Annotated in this window: 19 protein-coding genes and 1 pseudogene; 14 read left to right on the top strand and 6 right to left on the bottom strand. The window is 38.6% G+C overall.

Annotation, left to right across the window (positions count from 1 at the left end; genetic code table 11):
- The first annotated feature begins 91 nt into the window (after nucleotides 1–91).
- The 8 genes from I6E70_RS08595 (at nucleotide 92) to I6E70_RS08560 (ending at nucleotide 9126) form a co-directional block, all read left to right on the top strand.
- Nucleotides 92–499: a hypothetical protein gene (locus I6E70_RS08595; RefSeq protein ID WP_101217018.1), complete on the top strand. Its 408-nt coding sequence runs from the start codon at nucleotides 92–94 to the stop codon at nucleotides 497–499.
- 184 nt (nucleotides 500–683) lie between these two features.
- Nucleotides 684–1013, top strand: a complete 330-nt coding sequence (locus I6E70_RS08590) for a hypothetical protein (protein WP_197188516.1) — start codon at nucleotides 684–686, stop codon at nucleotides 1011–1013.
- 194 nt (nucleotides 1014–1207) lie between these two features.
- Nucleotides 1208–2164 (top strand): phosphotransferase, encoded by a 957-nt coding sequence (locus tag I6E70_RS08585; RefSeq protein WP_197188552.1) that lies wholly within the window; start codon nucleotides 1208–1210, stop codon nucleotides 2162–2164.
- Nucleotides 2165–2310: 146 nt separating this feature from the next.
- The gene (upp, locus tag I6E70_RS08580; RefSeq protein WP_007580883.1) at nucleotides 2311–2940 is read left to right on the top strand and encodes a uracil phosphoribosyltransferase; all 630 of its coding nucleotides are present in this window, start codon (nucleotides 2311–2313) and stop codon (nucleotides 2938–2940) included.
- A gap of 9 nt (nucleotides 2941–2949) precedes the next feature.
- Nucleotides 2950–4188 (top strand): uracil-xanthine permease family protein, encoded by a 1239-nt coding sequence (locus tag I6E70_RS08575; RefSeq protein WP_007580880.1) that lies wholly within the window; start codon nucleotides 2950–2952, stop codon nucleotides 4186–4188.
- A gap of 145 nt (nucleotides 4189–4333) precedes the next feature.
- A complete protein-coding gene (locus I6E70_RS08570) occupies nucleotides 4334–6079 on the top strand; it encodes an HAD-IIB family hydrolase (RefSeq protein ID WP_197188515.1) in 1746 nt (581 codons plus the stop codon).
- A complete protein-coding gene (locus tag I6E70_RS08565; protein ID WP_002958673.1) occupies nucleotides 6072–7292 on the top strand; it encodes a glycosyl transferase in 1221 nt (406 codons plus the stop codon). Before I6E70_RS08570 ends, I6E70_RS08565 begins: the two co-directional genes overlap by 8 nt.
- Before the next feature lie 55 nt (nucleotides 7293–7347).
- Nucleotides 7348–9126, top strand: coding sequence for a sugar phosphorylase (locus I6E70_RS08560; protein ID WP_197188514.1), 1779 nt, complete (start codon nucleotides 7348–7350; stop codon nucleotides 9124–9126).
- Nucleotides 9127–9186: 60 nt separating this feature from the next.
- Here the strand turns inward: I6E70_RS08560 and I6E70_RS08555 are convergent, their stop codons facing one another.
- Nucleotides 9187–12033 carry a TonB-dependent receptor plug domain-containing protein gene (locus tag I6E70_RS08555; protein ID WP_197188513.1) on the bottom strand — a complete coding sequence of 949 codons (2847 nt, stop codon included), beginning with the start codon at nucleotides 12031–12033 and terminating at the stop codon, nucleotides 9187–9189.
- 612 nt (nucleotides 12034–12645) lie between these two features.
- Here I6E70_RS08555 and I6E70_RS08550 point away from each other — a divergent pair.
- Together I6E70_RS08550 and I6E70_RS08545 are read left to right on the top strand one after the other, a co-directional pair.
- A complete protein-coding gene (locus I6E70_RS08550) occupies nucleotides 12646–13035 on the top strand; it encodes a cytochrome b562 (RefSeq protein WP_007580869.1) in 390 nt (129 codons plus the stop codon).
- A gap of 83 nt (nucleotides 13036–13118) precedes the next feature.
- The gene (locus I6E70_RS08545; RefSeq protein WP_024591728.1) at nucleotides 13119–13505 is read left to right on the top strand and encodes an OsmC family protein; all 387 of its coding nucleotides are present in this window, start codon (nucleotides 13119–13121) and stop codon (nucleotides 13503–13505) included.
- A gap of 63 nt (nucleotides 13506–13568) precedes the next feature.
- Here the strand turns inward: I6E70_RS08545 and ykgO are convergent, their stop codons facing one another.
- On the bottom strand, nucleotides 13569–13703 hold the full coding sequence (gene ykgO / locus I6E70_RS08540) for a type B 50S ribosomal protein L36 (RefSeq protein ID WP_197188512.1): 135 nt from the start codon (nucleotides 13701–13703) through the stop codon (nucleotides 13569–13571).
- Entirely contained in the window at nucleotides 13700–13966 is a 267-nt protein-coding gene (locus I6E70_RS08535) for a type B 50S ribosomal protein L31 (RefSeq protein WP_197188511.1), read from the bottom strand. Before I6E70_RS08535 ends, ykgO begins: the two co-directional genes overlap by 4 nt.
- A gap of 241 nt (nucleotides 13967–14207) precedes the next feature.
- Here I6E70_RS08535 and I6E70_RS08530 point away from each other — a divergent pair, with 241 nt between their 5' ends.
- Together I6E70_RS08530 and I6E70_RS08525 are read left to right on the top strand one after the other, a co-directional pair.
- On the top strand, nucleotides 14208–14477 hold the full coding sequence (locus tag I6E70_RS08530; RefSeq protein ID WP_007580861.1) for a hypothetical protein: 270 nt from the start codon (nucleotides 14208–14210) through the stop codon (nucleotides 14475–14477).
- Nucleotides 14478–14805: 328 nt separating this feature from the next.
- The gene (locus I6E70_RS08525) at nucleotides 14806–15768 is read left to right on the top strand and encodes a sensor domain-containing diguanylate cyclase (RefSeq protein WP_024593037.1); all 963 of its coding nucleotides are present in this window, start codon (nucleotides 14806–14808) and stop codon (nucleotides 15766–15768) included.
- 74 nt (nucleotides 15769–15842) lie between these two features.
- On the opposite strand, the gene I6E70_RS08520 is transcribed toward I6E70_RS08525, so the two are convergent.
- Both I6E70_RS08520 and I6E70_RS20655 read right to left on the bottom strand, forming a co-directional pair.
- Entirely contained in the window at nucleotides 15843–16883 is a 1041-nt protein-coding gene (locus I6E70_RS08520) for a metal-dependent hydrolase (RefSeq protein WP_010553067.1), read from the bottom strand.
- A gap of 264 nt (nucleotides 16884–17147) precedes the next feature.
- Nucleotides 17148–17395: pseudogene (locus I6E70_RS20655) on the bottom strand (LysR family transcriptional regulator); the annotation flags it as partial.
- 169 nt (nucleotides 17396–17564) lie between these two features.
- Between I6E70_RS20655 and I6E70_RS08515 the strand changes: the two are divergent.
- Nucleotides 17565–18044, top strand: coding sequence for a hypothetical protein (locus tag I6E70_RS08515; protein ID WP_197188510.1), 480 nt, complete (start codon nucleotides 17565–17567; stop codon nucleotides 18042–18044).
- 22 nt (nucleotides 18045–18066) lie between these two features.
- On the opposite strand, the gene I6E70_RS08510 is transcribed toward I6E70_RS08515, so the two are convergent.
- Entirely contained in the window at nucleotides 18067–18954 is an 888-nt protein-coding gene (locus I6E70_RS08510) for a LysR family transcriptional regulator (protein ID WP_007580854.1), read from the bottom strand.
- A 116-nt stretch (nucleotides 18955–19070) separates the two neighbouring features.
- Here I6E70_RS08510 and I6E70_RS08505 point away from each other — a divergent pair, with 116 nt between their 5' ends.
- Nucleotides 19071–20243 (top strand): MFS transporter, encoded by a 1173-nt coding sequence (locus I6E70_RS08505; protein ID WP_024593033.1) that lies wholly within the window; start codon nucleotides 19071–19073, stop codon nucleotides 20241–20243.
- The last annotated feature ends 200 nt before the right edge of the window (nucleotides 20244–20443 follow it).

The following is a 20443-nucleotide window of genomic DNA, read 5'->3' as shown; positions in this document are numbered from 1 at the left end:
TGCTCAAACGGACAAATAACAGTTGGCCGCGCTCGTGCCTCGCACAGTATAGCCAACCATTATTTGCCCCTTAGCAAGGCGTTAGTTGCCTATGAAACTTAAGCGTGTAATTTACGAATTGTTTGAAATTGACTTTGGTTCGCTGAAGGGGCAGTCAGATTCTGAATCTCATGAAATAGATCGTGAAATTTACTTAGAATTTGAAGCTGGTGAAAAATTATATTTCTCTTGGTGTAACGAACCAGTTCAATATTGTATTGGGTTTAAATCTGAAAGGTTCAACGACAATGAACCTGATCATGTTATTGATGCAACTAACTGGAAAGTTTGGCGCGATTTAATCGGGCAAGATATAAGTTTTGTGTTTACTGATGAGTCACATCAAATTCTACATTTAAAGAGCCAGTTGTCATCTACCTATTTATCAAGCCAAGAAAATGGTTCTTGGGTAGCTGATGTATTACATGTTTCAAAAGGGTTGCCTGTAATCGGCAACTAACAAGCAAATTAAAAGGACTAAAAACAGCGGGCTGTTCGCTTCGCTCCATTTTAGCCCACAATTTTTAGCCCATTATTTGGGCGTTATATACCCTAAAAGGAAGTTGAGGTGCATCATTAAGCCGATAAACATAATTGCGCTGCCTTGTGCCATCTTAGCAATGTACCCTGGTTTTTTAGCTGCAATGTTAGCTAATGGAAACTACGAAAAGGTTGCCGTTTCAAGTCTAATTGCTTTGGTTGCCGCTTTATTTTTTTTCCGAAACTTTAATATTTACAAAGAAACTGACGGATACCTAAAAAGTTTTTTCATTTCTACATTATTATTAAGTGGTAATTTTAGTCTTCCCGTTTGGTCATCAGTTTCTAAAAGTGATGCCAGCGACTTAGTTTTCTTGCTACTCCTTCCTTTAATATTTATAGTCAACTATCTGTTAACTAAGAGCAGTTCTGCAAAACAGGCTGTAGCTGTGTATCAACGGGTATATAACAAGCCACTCAAGCAGGACAAATAACAGTTGGCTTTGTTCGCTTCGCTCTCTATTATAGCCAACTATCATTTGCCTCTTAGTGTGTAGTGGCATAGTGATTTTGGCCACTATTTACATACAAACTTGTATAAAACCAAGTGGGGCTTTTTTATGCCTTAGTTTTATTAAAAATGCCCACTAATGTTAAACTACAAAAAACTTACTTACTTAATATAGCTATGGCATTTTACATTCCTTTATTACAACCTCACTTTAAGCACATTGAAATTGGCGATACGCTTACATCCCTTTGGAGTGGCTGTGGCAGTATTGTGCAGTGCCAGCTTGATGATAAAGCCTGCGTTATTAAAGCTATTAAAATACCCAGTTATATACACCATCCTAAAATTAAACAAAGCGAATTTGCGCTTAAAAGAAAGCAGCATTCCTATAGTGTTGAATACACATTTTATAAGCTTTATAGCCAGTATTTACCAGTACATGCGCAAAGTATTGAATGTATAGGTGCAATTAATAAAGATAATGAATATGCGCTGGTGTTTAAGGATTTCACCAAACATGGGTTTGCTCAAGCAGGGGCACAACATGTTAAAGCTATATTAAAGTGGCTTGCACACTTTCATGCGTTTAACTTAAGTAAACCCGCTGAAGGGTTATGGCAGCAAGGCAACTACTGGCATTTAAGCACGCGCCCAGATGAGTTTAATAAACTAAAAGATAACCTTGATAAAAAGTCCGATATTAAAAATGCTGCACATAAAATAGATGAGCAACTACAAAGTTGTGCGTATAAAACGCTGATTCATGGCGATGCAAAACTTGCTAACTTTGCAGCAAATGAGCGCGATGAAATACTCGGTTATGATTTTCAGTATATAGGTGCAGGTTCTGGGATAATTGATGTAATGTATTTTATGACCAGTTGCTTAAGTGATGCACAATTACACGAGTGCGCTGATGAGTATCTTGCGTATTATTTTGATAATTTAAAGGCTGCTATTACTACTTATCATCCTACAGCACCAGCAAGTAAAATAGCTGACAATTGGCTCGCTTTATGGCCTGCTGCATGGGCTGACTTTTATCGATTTGTAGCTGGCTGGAGCCCCGAGCACCAAAAAATAAATAGTTATATGCAACAGCAAGTAAACAGCTGGTTAGCGAGTAACATTTAATAAACACAACGGGTTGATGGCTTGCATAAATATCAAGCAAAACAATACATTTTGGCACGATGTATGAAAATCTCTTTAAAACTACAGGTCAAATGACCTTTTTTAATATAAAATACTGCAAATTCTTGTATCAGTAGGTTTATATCATGGCAATTCACGTTATTTCTCACCCTCTTGTTCAACATAAACTAGGCCTAATGCGAGCGCATGGTATTAGTACTAAAAGCTTTCGTGAATTATGTTCTGAAGTTGGAACCTTATTAACTTACGAAGCCACTAAAAACCTACAGTTAGAAGATAACGAAATTACAGGCTGGGATGGTAATAAATTAAAGGTAGAGCATATTAAAGGTAAAAAAATTACCGTAGTGCCTATTTTGCGTGCTGGTCTTGGCATGATGGATGGTGTTATGCAGTTATTACCAGCCGCTAAAGTGAGTGTTGTTGGTCTTGAACGTAACGAAGAAACACTAGAGCCAGTACCATATTTTGAAAAGTTAGTAGGTAATATTGATGAGCGCCTAAGCTTAGTTATTGACCCTATGCTTGCAACGGGTGGCTCAATGATTGCCACAATCGATATGCTTAAAAAAGCAGGCTGTAAAGAAATCAAAGTAATTGTACTAGTTGCAGCACCAGAAGGGGTTGAAAGAACACTTACAGCTCATCCAGATGTAGAAATATTTACAGCCTCAGTAGATAGCCACTTAAACGAAAAGGGCTATATTATCCCTGGTTTAGGCGATGCGGGCGACAAAATATTCGGTACTGTTTAGGAGTCTTAAGTGCAAAATAATGACACCTTTTCAATAAAAACTATTTTAACGGGCGCGCAAATGCTGTTTGTAGCATTTGGTGCGCTGGTATTAGTGCCGCTTTTAACGGGCTTGGATCCTAATGTTGCGCTTTTTACCGCAGGCATTGGTACCTTGCTGTTTCAGGTAGTGACTAAAGGCCAAGTGCCTATATTTTTAGCTTCATCGTTTGCCTTTATTGCACCTATTATTGCCGCTGTGCAAATGTGGGGCGTGCCGGCCACTATGGGCGGCTTAATGGTGGCGGGCTTTGCTTATATGCTTTTAAGTTTATTAGTAAAATTTAAAGGCGTTGCAACGCTTCATAAAATTTTACCACCTGTGGTTGTAGGCCCAGTGATTATGGTTATTGGCCTTGCGCTAGCACCTGTTGCTGTAAATATGGCGATGGGTAAAAGTGGCGACGGCAGTATTCAAATTATTGATTACACCAGCGCTATTTATATTTCGTTGTTCTCGTTAGTGGTTACGCTTATTTTTGCAGTATGGGGAAAAGGCGTATTTAAGCTTATACCTATTCTGGCAGGGGTTGTAGCGGGTTATTGTTTATCGCTCGGCATGGGCGTTGTGCAATTTGACGCAGTGACTAACGCACAGTGGTTTGCTGTACCAAACTTTACTTGGCCTGAGTTTAAATGGCAGGCTATTTTGTTTATGGTACCTGTAGCAATAGCACCTGCAATTGAGCATATTGGCGATATGATGGCTATTAGCCAAGTAACCAATAAAGACTTTTTGAAAAAGCCTGGGCTTCATCGTACTTTGTTTGGTGATGGCCTTGCGACTTCTGCGGCATCATTATTTGGTGGCCCGCCTAACACTACTTACTCAGAAGTAACGGGGGCAGTTATGCTTACCAAAAACTTCAATCCTAAAGTAATGATGTGGACAGCTGTTATTGCCATTATTTTAGCATTTGTAGCTAAAATGGGATCTGGTTTGCAAACTATTCCTGTGCCAGTAATGGGCGGCATTATGATTCTACTTTTTGGCTCTATTGCTGTAGTGGGTTTAAATACACTGGTTAAGTCGGGCGATGATTTAACCGCGCCGCGTAACTTAAGTATTGTTGCGCTTATTTTGGTGTGCGGTATTGGTGGTATGCATATTGGTGGTAGCCAATTTAGTTTAGAGGGCGTAAGCCTCTGCGCTATTTTAGGAATAGTACTTAACTTAGTATTACCAAAAGCAGAACCTGAAAAAGTTTAATTTTGCACATTAGCTAAATAGATTGCACCATAATAGCGCATTTTTAATGCGCTATTTTTTTAACTTATTAATAAATATACAAAAATAATAATGGTCTAGTATCTGCATTTAACTTCCAGAACGCATTGTATGCAAAGGAGTTACTATGTCAGAGGCCAATATTGTGGATATAACCCCGTTTTTAGCAAAACACCAACTGCCTTTAAAGTATCAATATTTGAGTGAGCAATATTTTGTTCCACTCGCGCATGACATCCTCGAATCTAAAAAAACAAATACTCCTATTTTTGTTGCCATAAATGGATGCCAAGGCTCAGGAAAAACAACACTCGCTGATTTTTTAGTTACCTGGTTTTCTAAAAACACACCACTTAACAGTGTTGCATTGTCGATTGATGACTTTTATTTAGCAAAACAAGCACGTAGTGAACTTGCCAAAGGCGTACATCCTCTTTTTACTACTCGCGGAGTACCGGGTACTCACGATGTAGCGTTAATGAATAGCACAATAACTAACTTACTGGCAGGAGAGGTAAGCGTACCACTTCCACGTTTTAATAAACACGAAGACGACTGCGTGCCTGCAAGTGATTGGCTAACAAACGAAAAGCCAGTTGATATTGTTATTTTAGAAGGGTGGTGCGTGGGCAGTGAGCCACAACCGCTGTTTTCATTGAGTGAGCCGCTTAACGAGTTAGAGCAACAGTTTGATAAAGAAGGCGTTTGGCGCCGCTGTGTAAATAGCTGTTTGGCAAACGAATATAAAGCCGTTTTTAACCTAATTGATTATACCGTTATGCTAAAAGCACCGAGTTTTAGTGATGTTTTTACATGGCGACAAGAGCAAGAACAAAAGTTAATAGCCAAAAAAGGTGAAGGCTCAGGCACCATGACTAACGAGCAATTGGTGTATTTTATTTCTCATTTTGAGCGCATTACGCGTGAGAACTTAAACACACTGAGCGCTAAAGCAAACGCTTTAATTGAACTTGATAGCAACCGCGATATTAGCGGTATGCACCTAACGAGTGATGACACACTTCAACCCATTATTTTTACAGATTTGGACGGTACATTACTCGATCACGCCGATTACAATACCAATAATATCAGTGAGTTATTACAGCAGCTGCAAAATGCACATATTCCTGTGGTGTTTAATACCAGTAAAACTTTTTGCGAAGTTATAGAGCTTAAAAACGATTTAAATATTCAACAACCTTTTATTGTTGAAAACGGTGCAGCGGTATTTATTCCAGAAGATTATTTTGAACTTAAGCCTATTGGTTGCAAAAAAATAGGCGCTTACTGGTGCTACGCAATGGCAAAGCCGCTATCGAGTTTATTAGATGATCTAAATACTTTAAAGGCAGATTATAAAGCACATTACAAATTGTTTAGTGACTTATCGAGTGAGCAAATATCAGAACTTACCGGGCTAAACGATGCGCAAGCAAGACGCGCACAAACCCGCGATTATTCAGACCCTCTTTATTGGTATGGCAACGACGAATTACTCACAGCCTTTGTAAACGATGTTGAAGCACTCGGCTACGATATAAAAATTGGTGGGCGCTTCATTCATATTGCCAAAAATACCGATAAAAGCGCTGCACAGCAGTGGTTAGTTAAACAGTTTACCCATCATTTCAGAAAGCCTCTCACGGTCATTGCACTTGGTGATAGCGATAACGATAAGCAAATGTTAGAGCATGCAAATATCGCCATTATTATCGCCAATCCGGCGAGTAAAAAGCCGGTTAAATTGTCGCACAACAAAGCACGATACTCTCAATCGCCAGCACCGCTGGGCTGGATTGAAGAAATAACATCGTTGCCGTGCATTAGCAGTATTTTAAGTATTTCTGAGGAGCAAAAATCTCATGGCTGATTTTTATCAAAATGGCATTATTACAACATTACATAATATTGCCGACAGACCAATAGAAGATCTAGAAAAAGAGCTACTTACTTTTAGCAAGCAGCGCCCAATGGGATTAATACTTCCTTCGTTATTTAGTGAACTTGAAGGCCCTGCACTGCAAAATATAGTTAGCGAATTACGCGAAGTACCGTATTTATCACAAATTACCATAGGCTTAGATAGAGCCGACGAAGCACAGTACCGCCATGCACTTGGCTTTTTTAAAGAGCTAAACCAAAACCATAAAGTATTATGGAACGACGGCCCACGCTTACAAGCACTTGATAAAGAATTACAAGAGCTAGGCGTTGCACCGCGTGAGCTGGGTAAAGGCCGTAACGTGTGGTACTGCATGGGCTATAAATTAGCAACAGCAGAGGTGGAATCTATTGCGCTGCATGATTGCGATATTTTAACCTACGACAGAAGCTTACTTGCTCGCTTAATTTACCCCGTTGCGCATCCGCGTTTTAACTATGAATTTTGTAAAGGGTTTTACCCGCGTACTGCTAATGGCAAAATTAATGGCCGTGTATCGCGCTTATTAGTAACGCCACTGCTTCGCTCGTTTAAAACAATTTTAGGCAATACCGACTACCTTGAATATATGGACTCATTTAGATACCCACTTGCAGGTGAGTTTTCGTTTAGACGCGATGTTTTAAACGATATTCGCATTCCAAGTGACTGGGGCCTTGAAATAGGCGTACTGAGTGAAATGTATCGTAACTATTCGCATAACCGCTTATGCCAAGTAGATATTGCAGATAATTACGATCATAAGCACCAAGAACTTTCACTTGATGACCAAAGCGCAGGTTTGTCTAAAATGTCGATTGATATTACTAAGGCATTGTTTAGAAAGCTGGCAACACAAGGTGTTACTTTTACCAGCGAAACAATTCGTTCATTAAAAGCGACTTACTACCGTATCGGGCTAGATTTTATTGAAACCTATCACAACGATGCGCTTATGAACGGGTTAACGCTTGATGTACACCAAGAAGAAAAAGCAGTAGAAATGTTTGCACAAAATATTATGGAAGCAGGGCAACACTTTTTAGAAAACCCAATGGAAGCGCCATTTGTGCCAAGTTGGAACCGTGTTGTATCAGCAATGCCAGACGTACTTGAGCGCTTAAAAGAAGCCGTAGAGCTAGATAACGAAGAATATAGTTAACCTGCGCGCAGGTTAACTAGCCTATAAGTCTAAACAATAAATATTAGGGGCGCATGTGAGCACAGTTAGCGAATTATTTTTACAACGAGTAGAGCAACATCTTCATATTATTTATGAGGGGGTTGAGCTGCCTTTATCGGTTACTGAGCTTGCTCAGCAACTCATTAAAATTATATTAGGTAGCAATGCACTGCGCGACCCGACCCCCCATACAAACCGGTGGGATGAACAAGATATAGTATTGATTGCTTATGGCGACTCTATTATTAAACATGATGATAGTGAATTTGCTGTATCGAGCCCAATGGAGGCACCGCTTAAAACACTACACCGGTTTATAAAAGAGCAATGTGATATGCAGTTAAATGCGCTGCATATATTGCCATTTTACCCGTATAGCTCAGATGAAGGCTTTGCCGTAATGAACTACGTGCAAGTGAATGAGTCGTTAGGTGATTGGGGCGATATTCAAAACATCGCTAAAGACGTAAAGTTAATGGCAGATTTAGTTATTAACCATTGCTCAAGCAGAAGCGTATGGTTTGAGAACTTTTTAAACGATTTACACCCTGGTAAAGACTACTTTAAAACGGCCAGCTTAACGGATGATTTAAGCCAAGTTGTACGCCCGCGAACCTCATCGTTATTAAATACTGTAACAACGCCAAGCGGTGAAAAGCACGTATGGTGTACGTTTAGTCACGATCAGGTTGATTTTGACTTTGGCAATCCTGATGTATTTAAAGAGTTTGTGGGAATAATTAGGCATTATTTAGACAATGGCGTACGTTTATTTAGACTCGATGCGGTTGCATTTTTGTGGAAACAGCTTAATACAAGTTGTATTAACTTGCCGCAAACACATGAAGCCGTAAGGCTAATGCGAACACTTATTGAGCACGCAGAGCCCAGCGTAGTTATAATTACCGAAACCAATATTCCAAACCAAGAAAACCTATCGTACTTTGGTAATGCCAACGAAGCGCACAGTATTTATAACTTTGCCTTACCGCCATTGTTGCTACACACATTACTTAGCGGCGATAGCACAGCAATTAAGCATTGGATGATGAGTATGCCGCCTGCGCAAAATGGTACTGCATACTTTAACTTTATAGCTTCGCACGATGGAATAGGGCTCAGACCAATTGAAGGTTTACTACAACCCAGCGAAGTGGCGTCACTAGTAAGTACAACCATGCAGTTTGGTGGTCGTGTATCTATGCGTACAAGTAACGATGGCACACATACACCGTACGAGCTAAATATTGCTTTATTTGATGCACTTCAAGGGACGCACAATGGCCCCGATAAGTTTGGCCTTGAGCGATTTATGTGTGCTCACGCAATTATGTTTGCACTTGAAGGTATCCCAGGGCTTTATATTCATAGTTTGTTGGGTACAACTAACGATTACGACCGATTTGAAAATTCACAGCATAACCGCGCTATAAATCGTCATCGTTGGCAAGAGTCAAAGCTACTGGCTGCAATTGGTGAAAAGTATAGTCATCATCATAAAGTGTTTAACGGCATAAAAAGCTTATTGGCAGTACGCAAAAAGCAGAGTGCCTTTCACCCCAATGCTACACAGTTTACGCTGCATTTAGCAGGCGGGTTGTTTGGTTTTTGGAGACAAAGCATTGACAGGCGCCAAAGTATATTTTGTGTTTATAACATTAGCGATAAACCACAAACGCTCACATTGGCCGACTTAAACTTAATTAACACCCAAAAGTGGTTTGATTTGGTGGCAAATAAAACGATTGAAGAAAGCCAATTAACGATAGAGCTAGAACCATACCAAAGCGTGTGGCTGAGTAATATTAAATAAAGTGTATAAAAAAGGCTCGCACTGCGAGCCTTTGTTTTAACTAATAAATTATTTTATTAATTATAAGCTGTAGCTTAAGTTAATGTAGCCAAAGCGGCCAATGTTGTCATAACTTGCGCTGTTTTCACCTGTACCGCGAGTACCGTACGGAAGCTTACGGTTAAATACGTTATCAACACCTACTTTAACGCCTAAACCGCTATTAAAGTTGTAACCTACAGTCATATCAGTAATAAAGTATTTACCGTAAGACATTTGATTACTTGGGTTAGGGTTGCTATCAAGTTCAAAATTTGTGTATAGCTCTACTTCACTCAAAAAGCGTGTTTCAACTGTTGAGAAAAAGTTATCCATAACATAGCTTACAGATAGGTTAGTTTGCCATTTAGCTTCACCTGCCGTGCCTGCGTATTCAATGTAGTTACTAGGGTCGTCTTGGAACGGATAATCTTTACGTTCAATTAAGTAAGTACCAATTAAGCGTGTTTTAAAGCTACCTTCAAGCGCGTCAAAGTCGTAACCTAGTTCAAAATCTACCCCTGATGCCTTTTGACCGGCAACGTTTAGTACTGAGTTTTGAATTAAAGTAATTTCACCATTAGCATTACGTGTAATTAAGTTACAGTACTGATTGTTTATACCTGTTGCGCTATCTACACAGCGATCAAGAATGTCTTGCGCGTTAATTGTGTCAATTGCATCTTCAAGTTCAATTTCCCAGTAATCAATAGTAAGTAGCGCATTTTCTAAAAACTCTGGTTGGTAAACAATACCTACAGTTGTACTTGTTGACTCTTCACCTTTTACATCACGGTTGCCGCTTGTTAAACCATCTAATGACGCTGAATCGTAACCTGAGTTGAAATCACTCGCTACACCTAACGCGGCACAATTTGCAGTGCGGGTTGCTCCGTTTGATAAATCACCAAGGTTGTCGGCGCGACACGGGTCGTCTACATTGTAGAAAGTTTGGCTTGCTGCACCAAATACTTCACTAATGTTAGGTGCACGAAGTGCTGCAGATTGAGTTACACGTACACGTAGCTCATCATTTACAGTCCAATCAAGGCCAAGTTTCCAGCTTGTGGCATCACCAATAGTGCTGTAATCAGCATGACGTACTGCTGTATCAAACACTAAGTCTTGAATAAGCGGTAAGTCAGTTAAAATTGGCATAGACGCTTCAAAAAATACCTCGCGTACGTTGAACGAACCCTTATCTTCGCCCAAAGCATTAAAGAAAGTACCATCTGCGTTATCAGGCTCCTTAGTTTCGCTTTCTTCTTTACGGTACTCAGCACCAAATGCAACACCCACATAACCCGCTGGTAATTCAAAAATAGCGCCATTAGCAAGTGAGCCAGAAATAACTGTTTGCTTAATAGTTGATGTGCCAACAGATACCGTATTAATGTAATCAATGGCTTGTTGAGATGGCGAACCAAACCCCATAATATTTACAGGAACACAGCCATCAGCTTGGGCTGCAGCACTACGACATACTACGTTACCATTTGTATCTTCAACGGCATCAAGTGCATTAAAGTAGTTGGCTACAATCATGTTAGCGCCGTTTTCACGCTCTAGATCAGTTTGGCCATAAACAACTGATGTATCTAATTCCCAATCTTCAAACACAGTGCCTTTTAAGCCGGTAACAAAACGCGTTGTTTCACGGGTATTGTTTTCAATGCGGCGGCCTAGGTCGGTCATCATGCGGTTAACCATGATCGAATCAACACCTTGTTCTTCCATACGCGCTTTGATGGCTGGGTCTAGGTAAGGGTTGTCGATTTTAATGCTGTTTTCATCGTCAAAGAAGAAAAATGCAGGTTGCCCTATGCTTTCACCTTGGCTGTTTACATATTTAGCATCAAAGTAAACGTTTAAGTCGTCGGTAACATCGTAGTTAACTTTAAAGTTTACGTTGTAACGCTCAAACTCAGGTTGAATTTCTTCAAATTGACCTAAGTTGAAAAAGTCACATTCTGCACATGAATACAAATCTACATTATTACCTATGTATAAATCACGGGCGCTGCTATCAGGGTTAAAGCTATTGATAAACTTAGTTGAATCTTCGAGTGCGTAAACCCCCGCGTTATTAATAGCGTAATAACCTGCATTTGGCGTTAAAATTTTATCAGGAAAGTCTAAGCTATTTGTATCTTCACCAGGTAAAACTTCTCTGCGTAAGCTTCTAAAAGAAGTACTTGTCCAAGGATGATCAAGCGCATTTAATGAATCTTGGCCTGAGTACTCAATAGCAAAAGCTGCATTACCACGGTCGTTGTTAAAGTTAGAACCGTATGAGAACGTTGCTTTTTCGTTGTTGTAGCTGCTTAAATCGGCAAAACCACGTGTAACGCTAAAGTCCATGCCTTCAATGTTGTCTTTTAATATAAAGTTAACAACACCTGTTACCGCATCAGCACCGTATACAGCAGATGCACCACCAGTAATTATCTCTACACGTTCAACCCATACACTTGGAATAGTGTTGGTATCTACAGATTGAGAACCTGCAGAGCTTGATACATGACGCTTACCATTTACAAGTACCAAAGTACGGTCTGTACCCATGTTACGTAAATCAAGAATATTTAAACCCGCAGTACCAATAAAACGGCCAGAGTTAGCCATAGAATATGTATTGCCAAGTGCTGGTAAGTTATTTAGCGCTTCACCAATGTTTACCGCGCCAGTGTTCATTAGCTGCTCGCCACTGATAACTGTTACAGGGGCAGGTGCAATAGCACCTTCACGTAAAATACGTGAACCCGTCACTTCAACACGTTCAATTTTTGTTGCTTGCTCATCTTGTGCAAGCACAGAATTACTTGCTGTTGCAGCAGCAGTAATTAATGCACATTTAATGCTAGTAGAAAGTAAATTATGACGCTTCATTTGATTCCCAGAGAATGTTTCATAGTAATTAAGTACAATGTAGTTTTATCCAAATGCAGTTTGTATTTGGATAAATCCCTATAATTTTTTATGAGGGCGGCGATTATTGCATGCTGATTATTTTATTTAAAGTAACTAACTTGTTGTAAAATAAGCAACTTGAATTAATCTGAAGGACGGTTGTTGTGGTTTTTGGTATTAATTACAAAGGCCCTTTAAATGATTTACTGTGGTGTTTTTACATTTAGTTTTTCTTATATGTTTTAGTTATTAACATTGGTTTTTATTTGTTAAATTTTAAGTTGTTTTTTAAGTCAATTTTTTGCAGTTTATAATTATTCACATATAAATTTTTATTTATATGAAGTTGTCAGCGAGTGTTATATGTACTTATTTGTAAAGGTTATGTGTGTTATTACTCTTTTAAAGTGATTTTTATTAGGTGTTTTTTATTCAAAAAAATCGTTATTTGAATATTTTTCACTATTGCGGCTTTAAAATGATTAATTTGTAAACCCCCTTTACAGCTCAAAGTGCTCATAACAGCTCGTAAAGTTACTTTGCTACGTAAACTTGATACAATTTAGGTGTTTTTAATTAATAGGTTTTACCATGAAGTATTTAGTTATTATTTTTACCTTTGCGTTTAGTTCAATGTCTTTTGCGCAGCAAGAAGTCGATCTTGAAGTAAATATGAAAAACACGGGCCTTGCATATAAACAAGCGGTGCAGGCAACTCAACTTAGTGAATTTAATACTGCGATTGATGAATTTATAAAGCTGGTTAAAGTGAGTAAAACAGGTAAGTTTTACAAAAAACCTGAGCAGTCATTGCAGGGCCTTGATAAAGTGATTGCTCAAGCTGAACTTGCAAAAAAAGCAGCAAACGAGCAGGGGCTAAGTGCGGCAAAAGAACCACTGAAAAATATAGATAATTTACGTAAAAAATATCATGAGTTACACGAGCCTCCAGGGTTCTTTGAATTACTGTTCGGTTCATAAACCTAGACTATATGTGTCTTTAGTAGCTACTTTTAAGCTAATTGCGTTAAAGGTATCTGCAGCAATAAATATAAGGAAACACAATGGAAATTTCAGTTTCAATGTTAGAAGGCCAAAAGCAAAGCGCTAAATTTGGCGACCTAGAAGTAATAAGCGATCAAAGCGTAAACGCTGGTGGCAATGCAGAGTATCCAGAACCGTTTGATTATTTTTTAGTAAGTATGGTTTTATGTGCGGGTTTTTATGCGCGTAAGTTTTGCGAGCAGCGTGATATTTCAACGCAAGGTATGACGCTTACTCAAAATAACGAAAATGTAGATGACAACGGTAAAAAGCTATTTTCAATTGAGATTAACTTACCAGAAGGCTTCCCGGATAAATATAAAAAGGCGCTTATTGCAGCCGTTAATACCTGTACGGTAAAAAAAGTAATTCAGGCAGTGCCAGAGTTTTCAGTCGTGGTAAAATAGTCCCCCCTAAATTAGGTAGCTTAAGCAAGCTACCTAATTATATGTTGAGCATCCCCGTTTAACTTATTTCTTTTTCATTCCTTGTACTGCTTTAAAGCGTGGGTTGTTTTTACAAATTACAAATACGCGGCCTTTGCGTTTTACAATTTGACACCCCTGACGTTGCTTAGCACTTTTAAGAGAGCTTAATACTTTCATACATTTTCCTTTTTAACAGTCGATAAACTTTTAAAACGACGATTAAACTGCGCAACGCGGCCATCTGTAGCGGTTGTTTTTTGCTTGCCTGTATAAAATGGGTGCGAGTCACTTGATACATCAATAGGTACGTATGGATATGTATTACCGTCTATTTCTACTGTGCGGCTCGTTTTTATGGTTGAGCCAATAATAAAGTAAGAATCGGCAGCGGTATCGTGAAAAGCAACCACGTGGTAATCAGGATGAATATTTGGTTTCATAATACGCCTCAATAAATGATATGTGATAGTATATCATTTTAATTTAACGTATTTATTCTCCCATTGCAAATTATTTAAATGTTCATCAAAAAGGCCGTAATTGCTGGCTATTTGCGCAAACAAATCAAAAAATAAGCACTTGAATCAAAAATGCTGGCTATTGGCGTTTAGGCTGTTATAACTATATTTAAGAGTTAAAACGTTAACAAATACGGTTATAAAGTTATTACAGAGGTTATGTATGAGTGACGCAACACAACAACAAGAACAAATAGATCAAGGGGTGATGGAAACCCTAAGAGAGCGCGACCACAGTACCTTGGCGCAACAAGTAAATCCTTTAACCTGCAACCACAATGATATTGTAGAGTTACTAGCAAGGTATATGGCACTAAGCGAGCAAGAAGATGATGAGCTGTTTGATGATTGGTTTGATAACCTAACTAAAGAGCAACATACTGTTTTAAAAGTATTTGAAGTTTACCGTGGACAATATGAGCACCAAAATTAAAGTGTTTATTTTTGTAAGTATGCCAAATCCAGTGGTTATTTAAATAAAACTAAATAGCCACTACTACTTTTTCATTAAAGAGTAGCTATGTTGTATCAACCACTACTCCCACCTGTTTAAATCATAATTTTTTGCGGATTGAATCTTATCTTTATTTAGGCACGACTTACTGATATTTATAAATATTTATTTATTGCTATTTTTAGGTAATGTTCTAGTTTGAATAGGCAGACTGTTTATAGTTTAAATAAGTTTATCGGATTATATACTCGAAAATATTCGCTCCAGTTTCGTAATTTATAAAACATTTAAAATTAATAGAGCTTTAATGATTAAACCTGAGATTCCAAATAACGAAGCTGAGCGATTACACGCGCTTAGAGCATTAAAAATTCTAGATACGTCTCATGAAGAGCGATTTGATCGTGTTACTCGTATTGCCAAGCGTATGTTTAATGTTTCTATTTCATTGGTTACTTTGATTGACGAAGACCGCCAGTGGTTTAAATCAAGACAGGGGCTCGATGCGCCTGAGCTTCCTCGCGAAACCTCATTTTGTGGCCACACCATAAATCAAGACGAGTTATTAATAATCCCAGATACAGCTCAAGACGAAAGGTTTTTTGATAACCCCTTTGTTACAGGCGATCCTAAAGTACGCTTTTATGCAGGTTTTCCTTTAAAATTAAGGGAGGGAGTCATTATAGGCACTTTGTGCCTTGCCGATAATAAACCTAGACAACTCAATGATGAAGAAAAACAATTACTAAGAGATTTAGGCACGTTAGTCGAGCGAGAAATTCAATCAATTCAACTAGCCACAATTGATGAGTTAACAAGAATCTCTAATCGACGTGGCTTTTTAAACCTTGCCGAACATACGCTAAATGTATGTAGGCGAAATAAAGTATCAATGTCGTTTATATTGTTTGATCTCAATAAGTTTAAACAAATTAATGATATTTATGGACACCACGAAGGCGATTTTGTATTAAATAAATTTGCACAAATTATGCTTAGTTCATTTCGTGATTGTGAAGTCATAGGTCGACTTGGCGGAGATGAATTTGTTGCGATGTTAAGCGACTCAGACGAGACAAAAGCAGAGTTTGTTTTACAAAGGTTTGCGGATGCAATAGCGCATGCTAATAATACCTTAAACAAGCCATACAAAATTGACTACAGTGTAGGGGTAACACACTTTAAACACGATACAGGTAAATCAGTTGAGGATATGATTCAAGATGCTGATGTTGCAATGTATCAGCAAAAAAAGCAGCAATCACTTTAGTGAACTATTTAGTTTAATTGCTGCTTGAACTTCACTTAACTTCCTCATGCTAGTATGAATCTTATAATATGCCGTTATTCGCTATTGCAGTCATTTTTTGCCGCGGGTGATGCTAAAGACACATTTGGTTGCCAAACCCTGTTCCATATTTTATGAAGATTGTTTAAGTTTGGTCTTTGACTTATTTTTTCAAAGTTACCAATGCTCACTTCTGAATCATTTTTTTGACCCACTACAAAATTAAACACATAGTTGCACTCCATGCCCATACGTAAATCAGAAAGTACAATATTGCTTTGCTGTTGGCGTACCGAATAAAACCCTTTAGTAAACCACTGCAAGCGTTTTATAGCCCATTCATCGCTAATATTATTTAACAGTGAAGGCGTTGTTTGATAAGCCGTTAATGTAACATCGCTGGGTGCGTCAAATACTGATGCATAACCTTCGTAGTATTGTCCGTCAGACATCACAACAATACGCCACAGCAAAGTGGTTAGCGGAGCAGGCGTACTAACATACGCATTTACTGGTATTTGTCTGTTGTTGAGAGCCGTTTTTACTTTGTCATCAATATTTACTTTTAAAATTAAAGCGCAAAATAAATATAGACTACTTAAAACTAAAGCCGCTGCATTTATACGATAAGCCGTTGCTGCTTTTATTTTGGGTATTAGCGTACATATTACGCCAATTAATAAAGGAAGCGTGTAAGCGGGGTCAATAATAAACACACTAGAAACCGCAAAGGGGTACTCAGTAAAAGGCCAGAGTAGTTGTGTACCGTATACCGTTAGGCTGTCTAATAGGGCATGTGTAGATAAACTTAAAAATACTAGCCAAAACCAGCGCACTTTATAAATTTGCATTCCCGCGTGTACTTTTAATATTAGCCATACAATGAGCGGGCTAATTAATAAATGTATTAATAACGAATGGCTAAAGCCACGGTGATAAGTAAATGCTTCTACAGATCCGCCATATGGCAAAAATACATCTAAATCAGGGAGCGTGCCTAGAATTGCTCCCCATAAAACGGCTTTTCGACCTATTTTATTGCCTAACACCGCATAACCTACAGCACTGCCTAATGCTACCTGCGTTAAAGAATCCATTTTAATTAATACCTTTAATTACTACTTTTGTTATTTATACTTTTTGATTATTAAAAAGCGTCAAAAAATCGGTTAAAACATTTAATAAGCATATTAGTATTAATATACAGAGCTTATAAACTAAGCCTAAGCTTTATGAAATCTAAAAAAGCCACAATTCGCGATGATACCGCACTGTTTCGCCGCTGCTTGCGCTAAGCGACAACGTAAATAAAATGAGTTTTACTAACGGCCAAGTTTACGAGCATGTAAGTTCGAATCTCATAAATCACCAATACGTATGGCTAAGTCTGTTTTATGCTCGAGTAAATTAATAGTACTGCCGTGTGAGGTTATATCAAGCGTTATGTGAGGGTATTACTTAGCGAATTCACCAATTAAAGGCGTAAGTTGATGCAATACAAAAGGGTTTGCCGCATCTATTAGTTGCTTGCCATTTGGCGCTTGTTTTAAAGCTTTATGGCGTTTTCATCTGTGCATAAAATATTTAGCCTTTCGCAGGCGTATTTTAAAAGTATAGCTTTCCTCGCATTTTAAATTAAGCAAAATAATACCCCGTGGCGACTTATAAGTCCTGTTCCCGTTTAAAATACGGATGGTCAATTTGTTACCATATTTGGAATGATAATTGCCTCTAATTATAAAAATGAAGTCGTCAATTTTTAGACACATGAGGCAAAAATGAATTTTGGAACTCTTTCTTCGCAGTTATACAATGACAATGGCTATTCAAACCTAAGTAATTTAAATAAAAACACTGTAAAAACGGATGATCCTAGTAAAAGTTCAGAGGCTAAAGCAGACTCTTCTTTAAATAAAGACGCCGAAAAAACTACGAGCTCTACTGCAGCTACTGAAGACGCAAAGTCTATCATTAGCAGCGAAACAGAAGATTCGAGAGACAATTCAGCAGTTCAAATGAATAAAGCGATCGAGTCAATTAAAGATTTACAGAGTAAAATAAGAGAAATGACCAATAGTTCTGATACGCCCACAGGGGAAGCGGTAGAAGAGCTAAGCGAACTTAAAAAGCAACTCGACAGTGAGCTATCGTCAATACAATTATCAGTGCGTAAAAATGTATCTACTTTAATGGATTCAATGTTTTCATCATCTTCGGATAGTAAACACTCAGGTTTGCTTTTTAATAACCAAGCATAATTTAACTTGCTTTTTAATATAGTTATAAGCTTAGTCGTGGCTTTATAAAATCTAAAAAAGCCACAATTCGAGACGATACCGCACTGTTTTTATAATACACGGCTTGTACAACCTCTCGGTTATTAGGTGAGCTAACTGCACTGGGTAACACTTCAACTAATTTACCTGTTTTTAGGTCATTGCCAATCATAAAGTGAGAAAGTAGCGCAACGCCTTGGTTTGCAATACATAGTTGGCGCACTGTTTCGCCGCTGCTTGCGCTAAGCGAAAACGTAAATAAAGCGGGCTTTACTAACGGCCAAGTGTTTAATTTAGGGGAGTCACTAAAACCAATTAACTTATGGTTTTGTAAGTCATCTACTTGTGTAATTGCTGCGTTGTTTTTTATATATTCTGGGCTGGCTACAATACGTAACTGACTGCTGCCGAGTTTACGAGCATGTAAGTTTGAGTCTTTTAAATCACCAATGCGTATGGCTAAATCGGTTTTATGTTCAAGTAAATCAATAATGCTGTCGTGTGAGGTTATATCAAGCGTTATGTGAGGGTATTGCTTAGCAAATTCTCCAATTAAAGGCGTAAGTTGGTGCAATACAAAAGGGCTTGCCGCATCTATTCGCAGCTTGCCACTTGGCGCTTGTTTTAAAAGCTTTATGGCTTCTTCACCGGTATAAAGCGTATTTAATCCTTCGCGCGCATATTTTATAAAAGTATGGCCCTCTTCGGTAAGTTCTAATCGGCGTGTTGTTCTGTTTAGTAAAGTGCATTGCAGTGTATTTTCAAGGCGTGATACAGCTCGCGACACTTTAGCCACTTGTTGATCGAGCAAATTAGCTGCCCCCGAAAAGCTTCCGCAATCTACTACCGTTATAAACGTTTCTAAATCTTCAGTTTTTGAATGAACAGCCATAAGTATACCAACACCATCTTTGCATTATTAACAAAAGTATTTTGTCACTAATGCTATTTTTTGCAAACGATATTTTAGCCAAACTACATTCTTCAAATATTAATGAGGACATAACTATGCCATTGGCTTTGTGGGCGCTTACCTTAAGCGCATTTGCAATAGGAACAACTGAGTTTGTAATAGTGGGATTAGTACCCACCATTGCAAACGACTTAGGCGTAAGCCTACCTTCAGCGGGTTTGCTTGTAAGTTTATATGCGGTTGGCGTTGCTATTGGTGCACCGGTGCTAACAGCTTTAACGGGTCGTTGGAATCGTAAAGTGGTCTTAATAAGCTTAATGGGCTTGTTTGTATTGGGCAACTTACTTGCTTGGCAAGCGCCAAGTTACGAAACATTAATACTTGCGCGCATTTTAACGGGGCTTGCCCATGGTGTGTTTTTTTCAATCGGATCGATGATTGCCACAAGTCTAGTAAGCAAAGACAAAGAAGCCAGTGCAATTGCCATTATGTTTACCGGGCTTACTGTAGCACTAGTAACCGGTGTGCCATTAGGTACATGGATTGGACAACACTTTGGTTGGCGTGCAACGTTTTTAGTTGTGTCGGTATTAGGTTTAATTGCATTAATCGGCAGCTCTATTTTAGTGCCAAAAAACTTAAAACAATCAATACCAGCCACGTTTAAAGAACAACTACAAGTAATTGTAAAACCGCGTTTATTACTCGTGTATTTAATGACGATATTGGGATACGGCGGCACGTTTACAGCGTTTACTTATTTAGCACCTATTTTAGAGCAACAAACAGGTTTTGCGCCTTCGGCTATTGCTTTAATAATGCTTGTTTACGGTGTATCGGTAGCGATAGGTAATATTTGGGGTGGAAAGTTGGCCGACAAACGCGGCCCAATTAGCGCACTGAGCATTATATTCAGCGCTTTGAGTATTATTTTACTGATATTTACTTTTACGATGGAATCAAAAATTGCTGCTGTACTTACTATTTTAGTCTGGGGCGCATTTGCTTTTGGTAATGTGCCAGGCTTGCAACTTTATGTAGTAAAGCAAGCACAAAAGCACACGCCCAATGCGGTAGATGTTGCATCAGGTTTAAACATAGCCGCATTTAATATTGGTATTGCACTTGGCTCAATTATTGGCGGTAGCGTAGTAGAGAATATGACCCTGCAAGATACAGCATGGATAGGCGCCGTTATCTCTGTTTTAGCACTTGGTGTTACACGCTACAGCGGTATGCTTGATAAACGTGAAATTCAGCAAGCATAAAGCCTTAGCAGGGTCTGTTGACCTTTTAGGATTAAATTTGTTCAATCTAGGGAGGATTTAATCACGGAGCGAGGTTTGTAACCTAGTGGGCTAAGTAAAAATCGAGGGACAAAGAGTAAATCCACCCTAGGAAGAACCTACAGGCAGCGCGTATTTGGCATTTATGCTGCGTTATCGCCTATTAATGTGGAACAACCACA

It is taken from the genome of Pseudoalteromonas sp. NGC95 (assembly GCF_015864705.1).
Classification (GTDB): domain Bacteria; phylum Pseudomonadota; class Gammaproteobacteria; order Enterobacterales; family Alteromonadaceae; genus Pseudoalteromonas; species Pseudoalteromonas arctica.
This window is presented reverse-complemented; position numbering and strand designations above follow the sequence as displayed.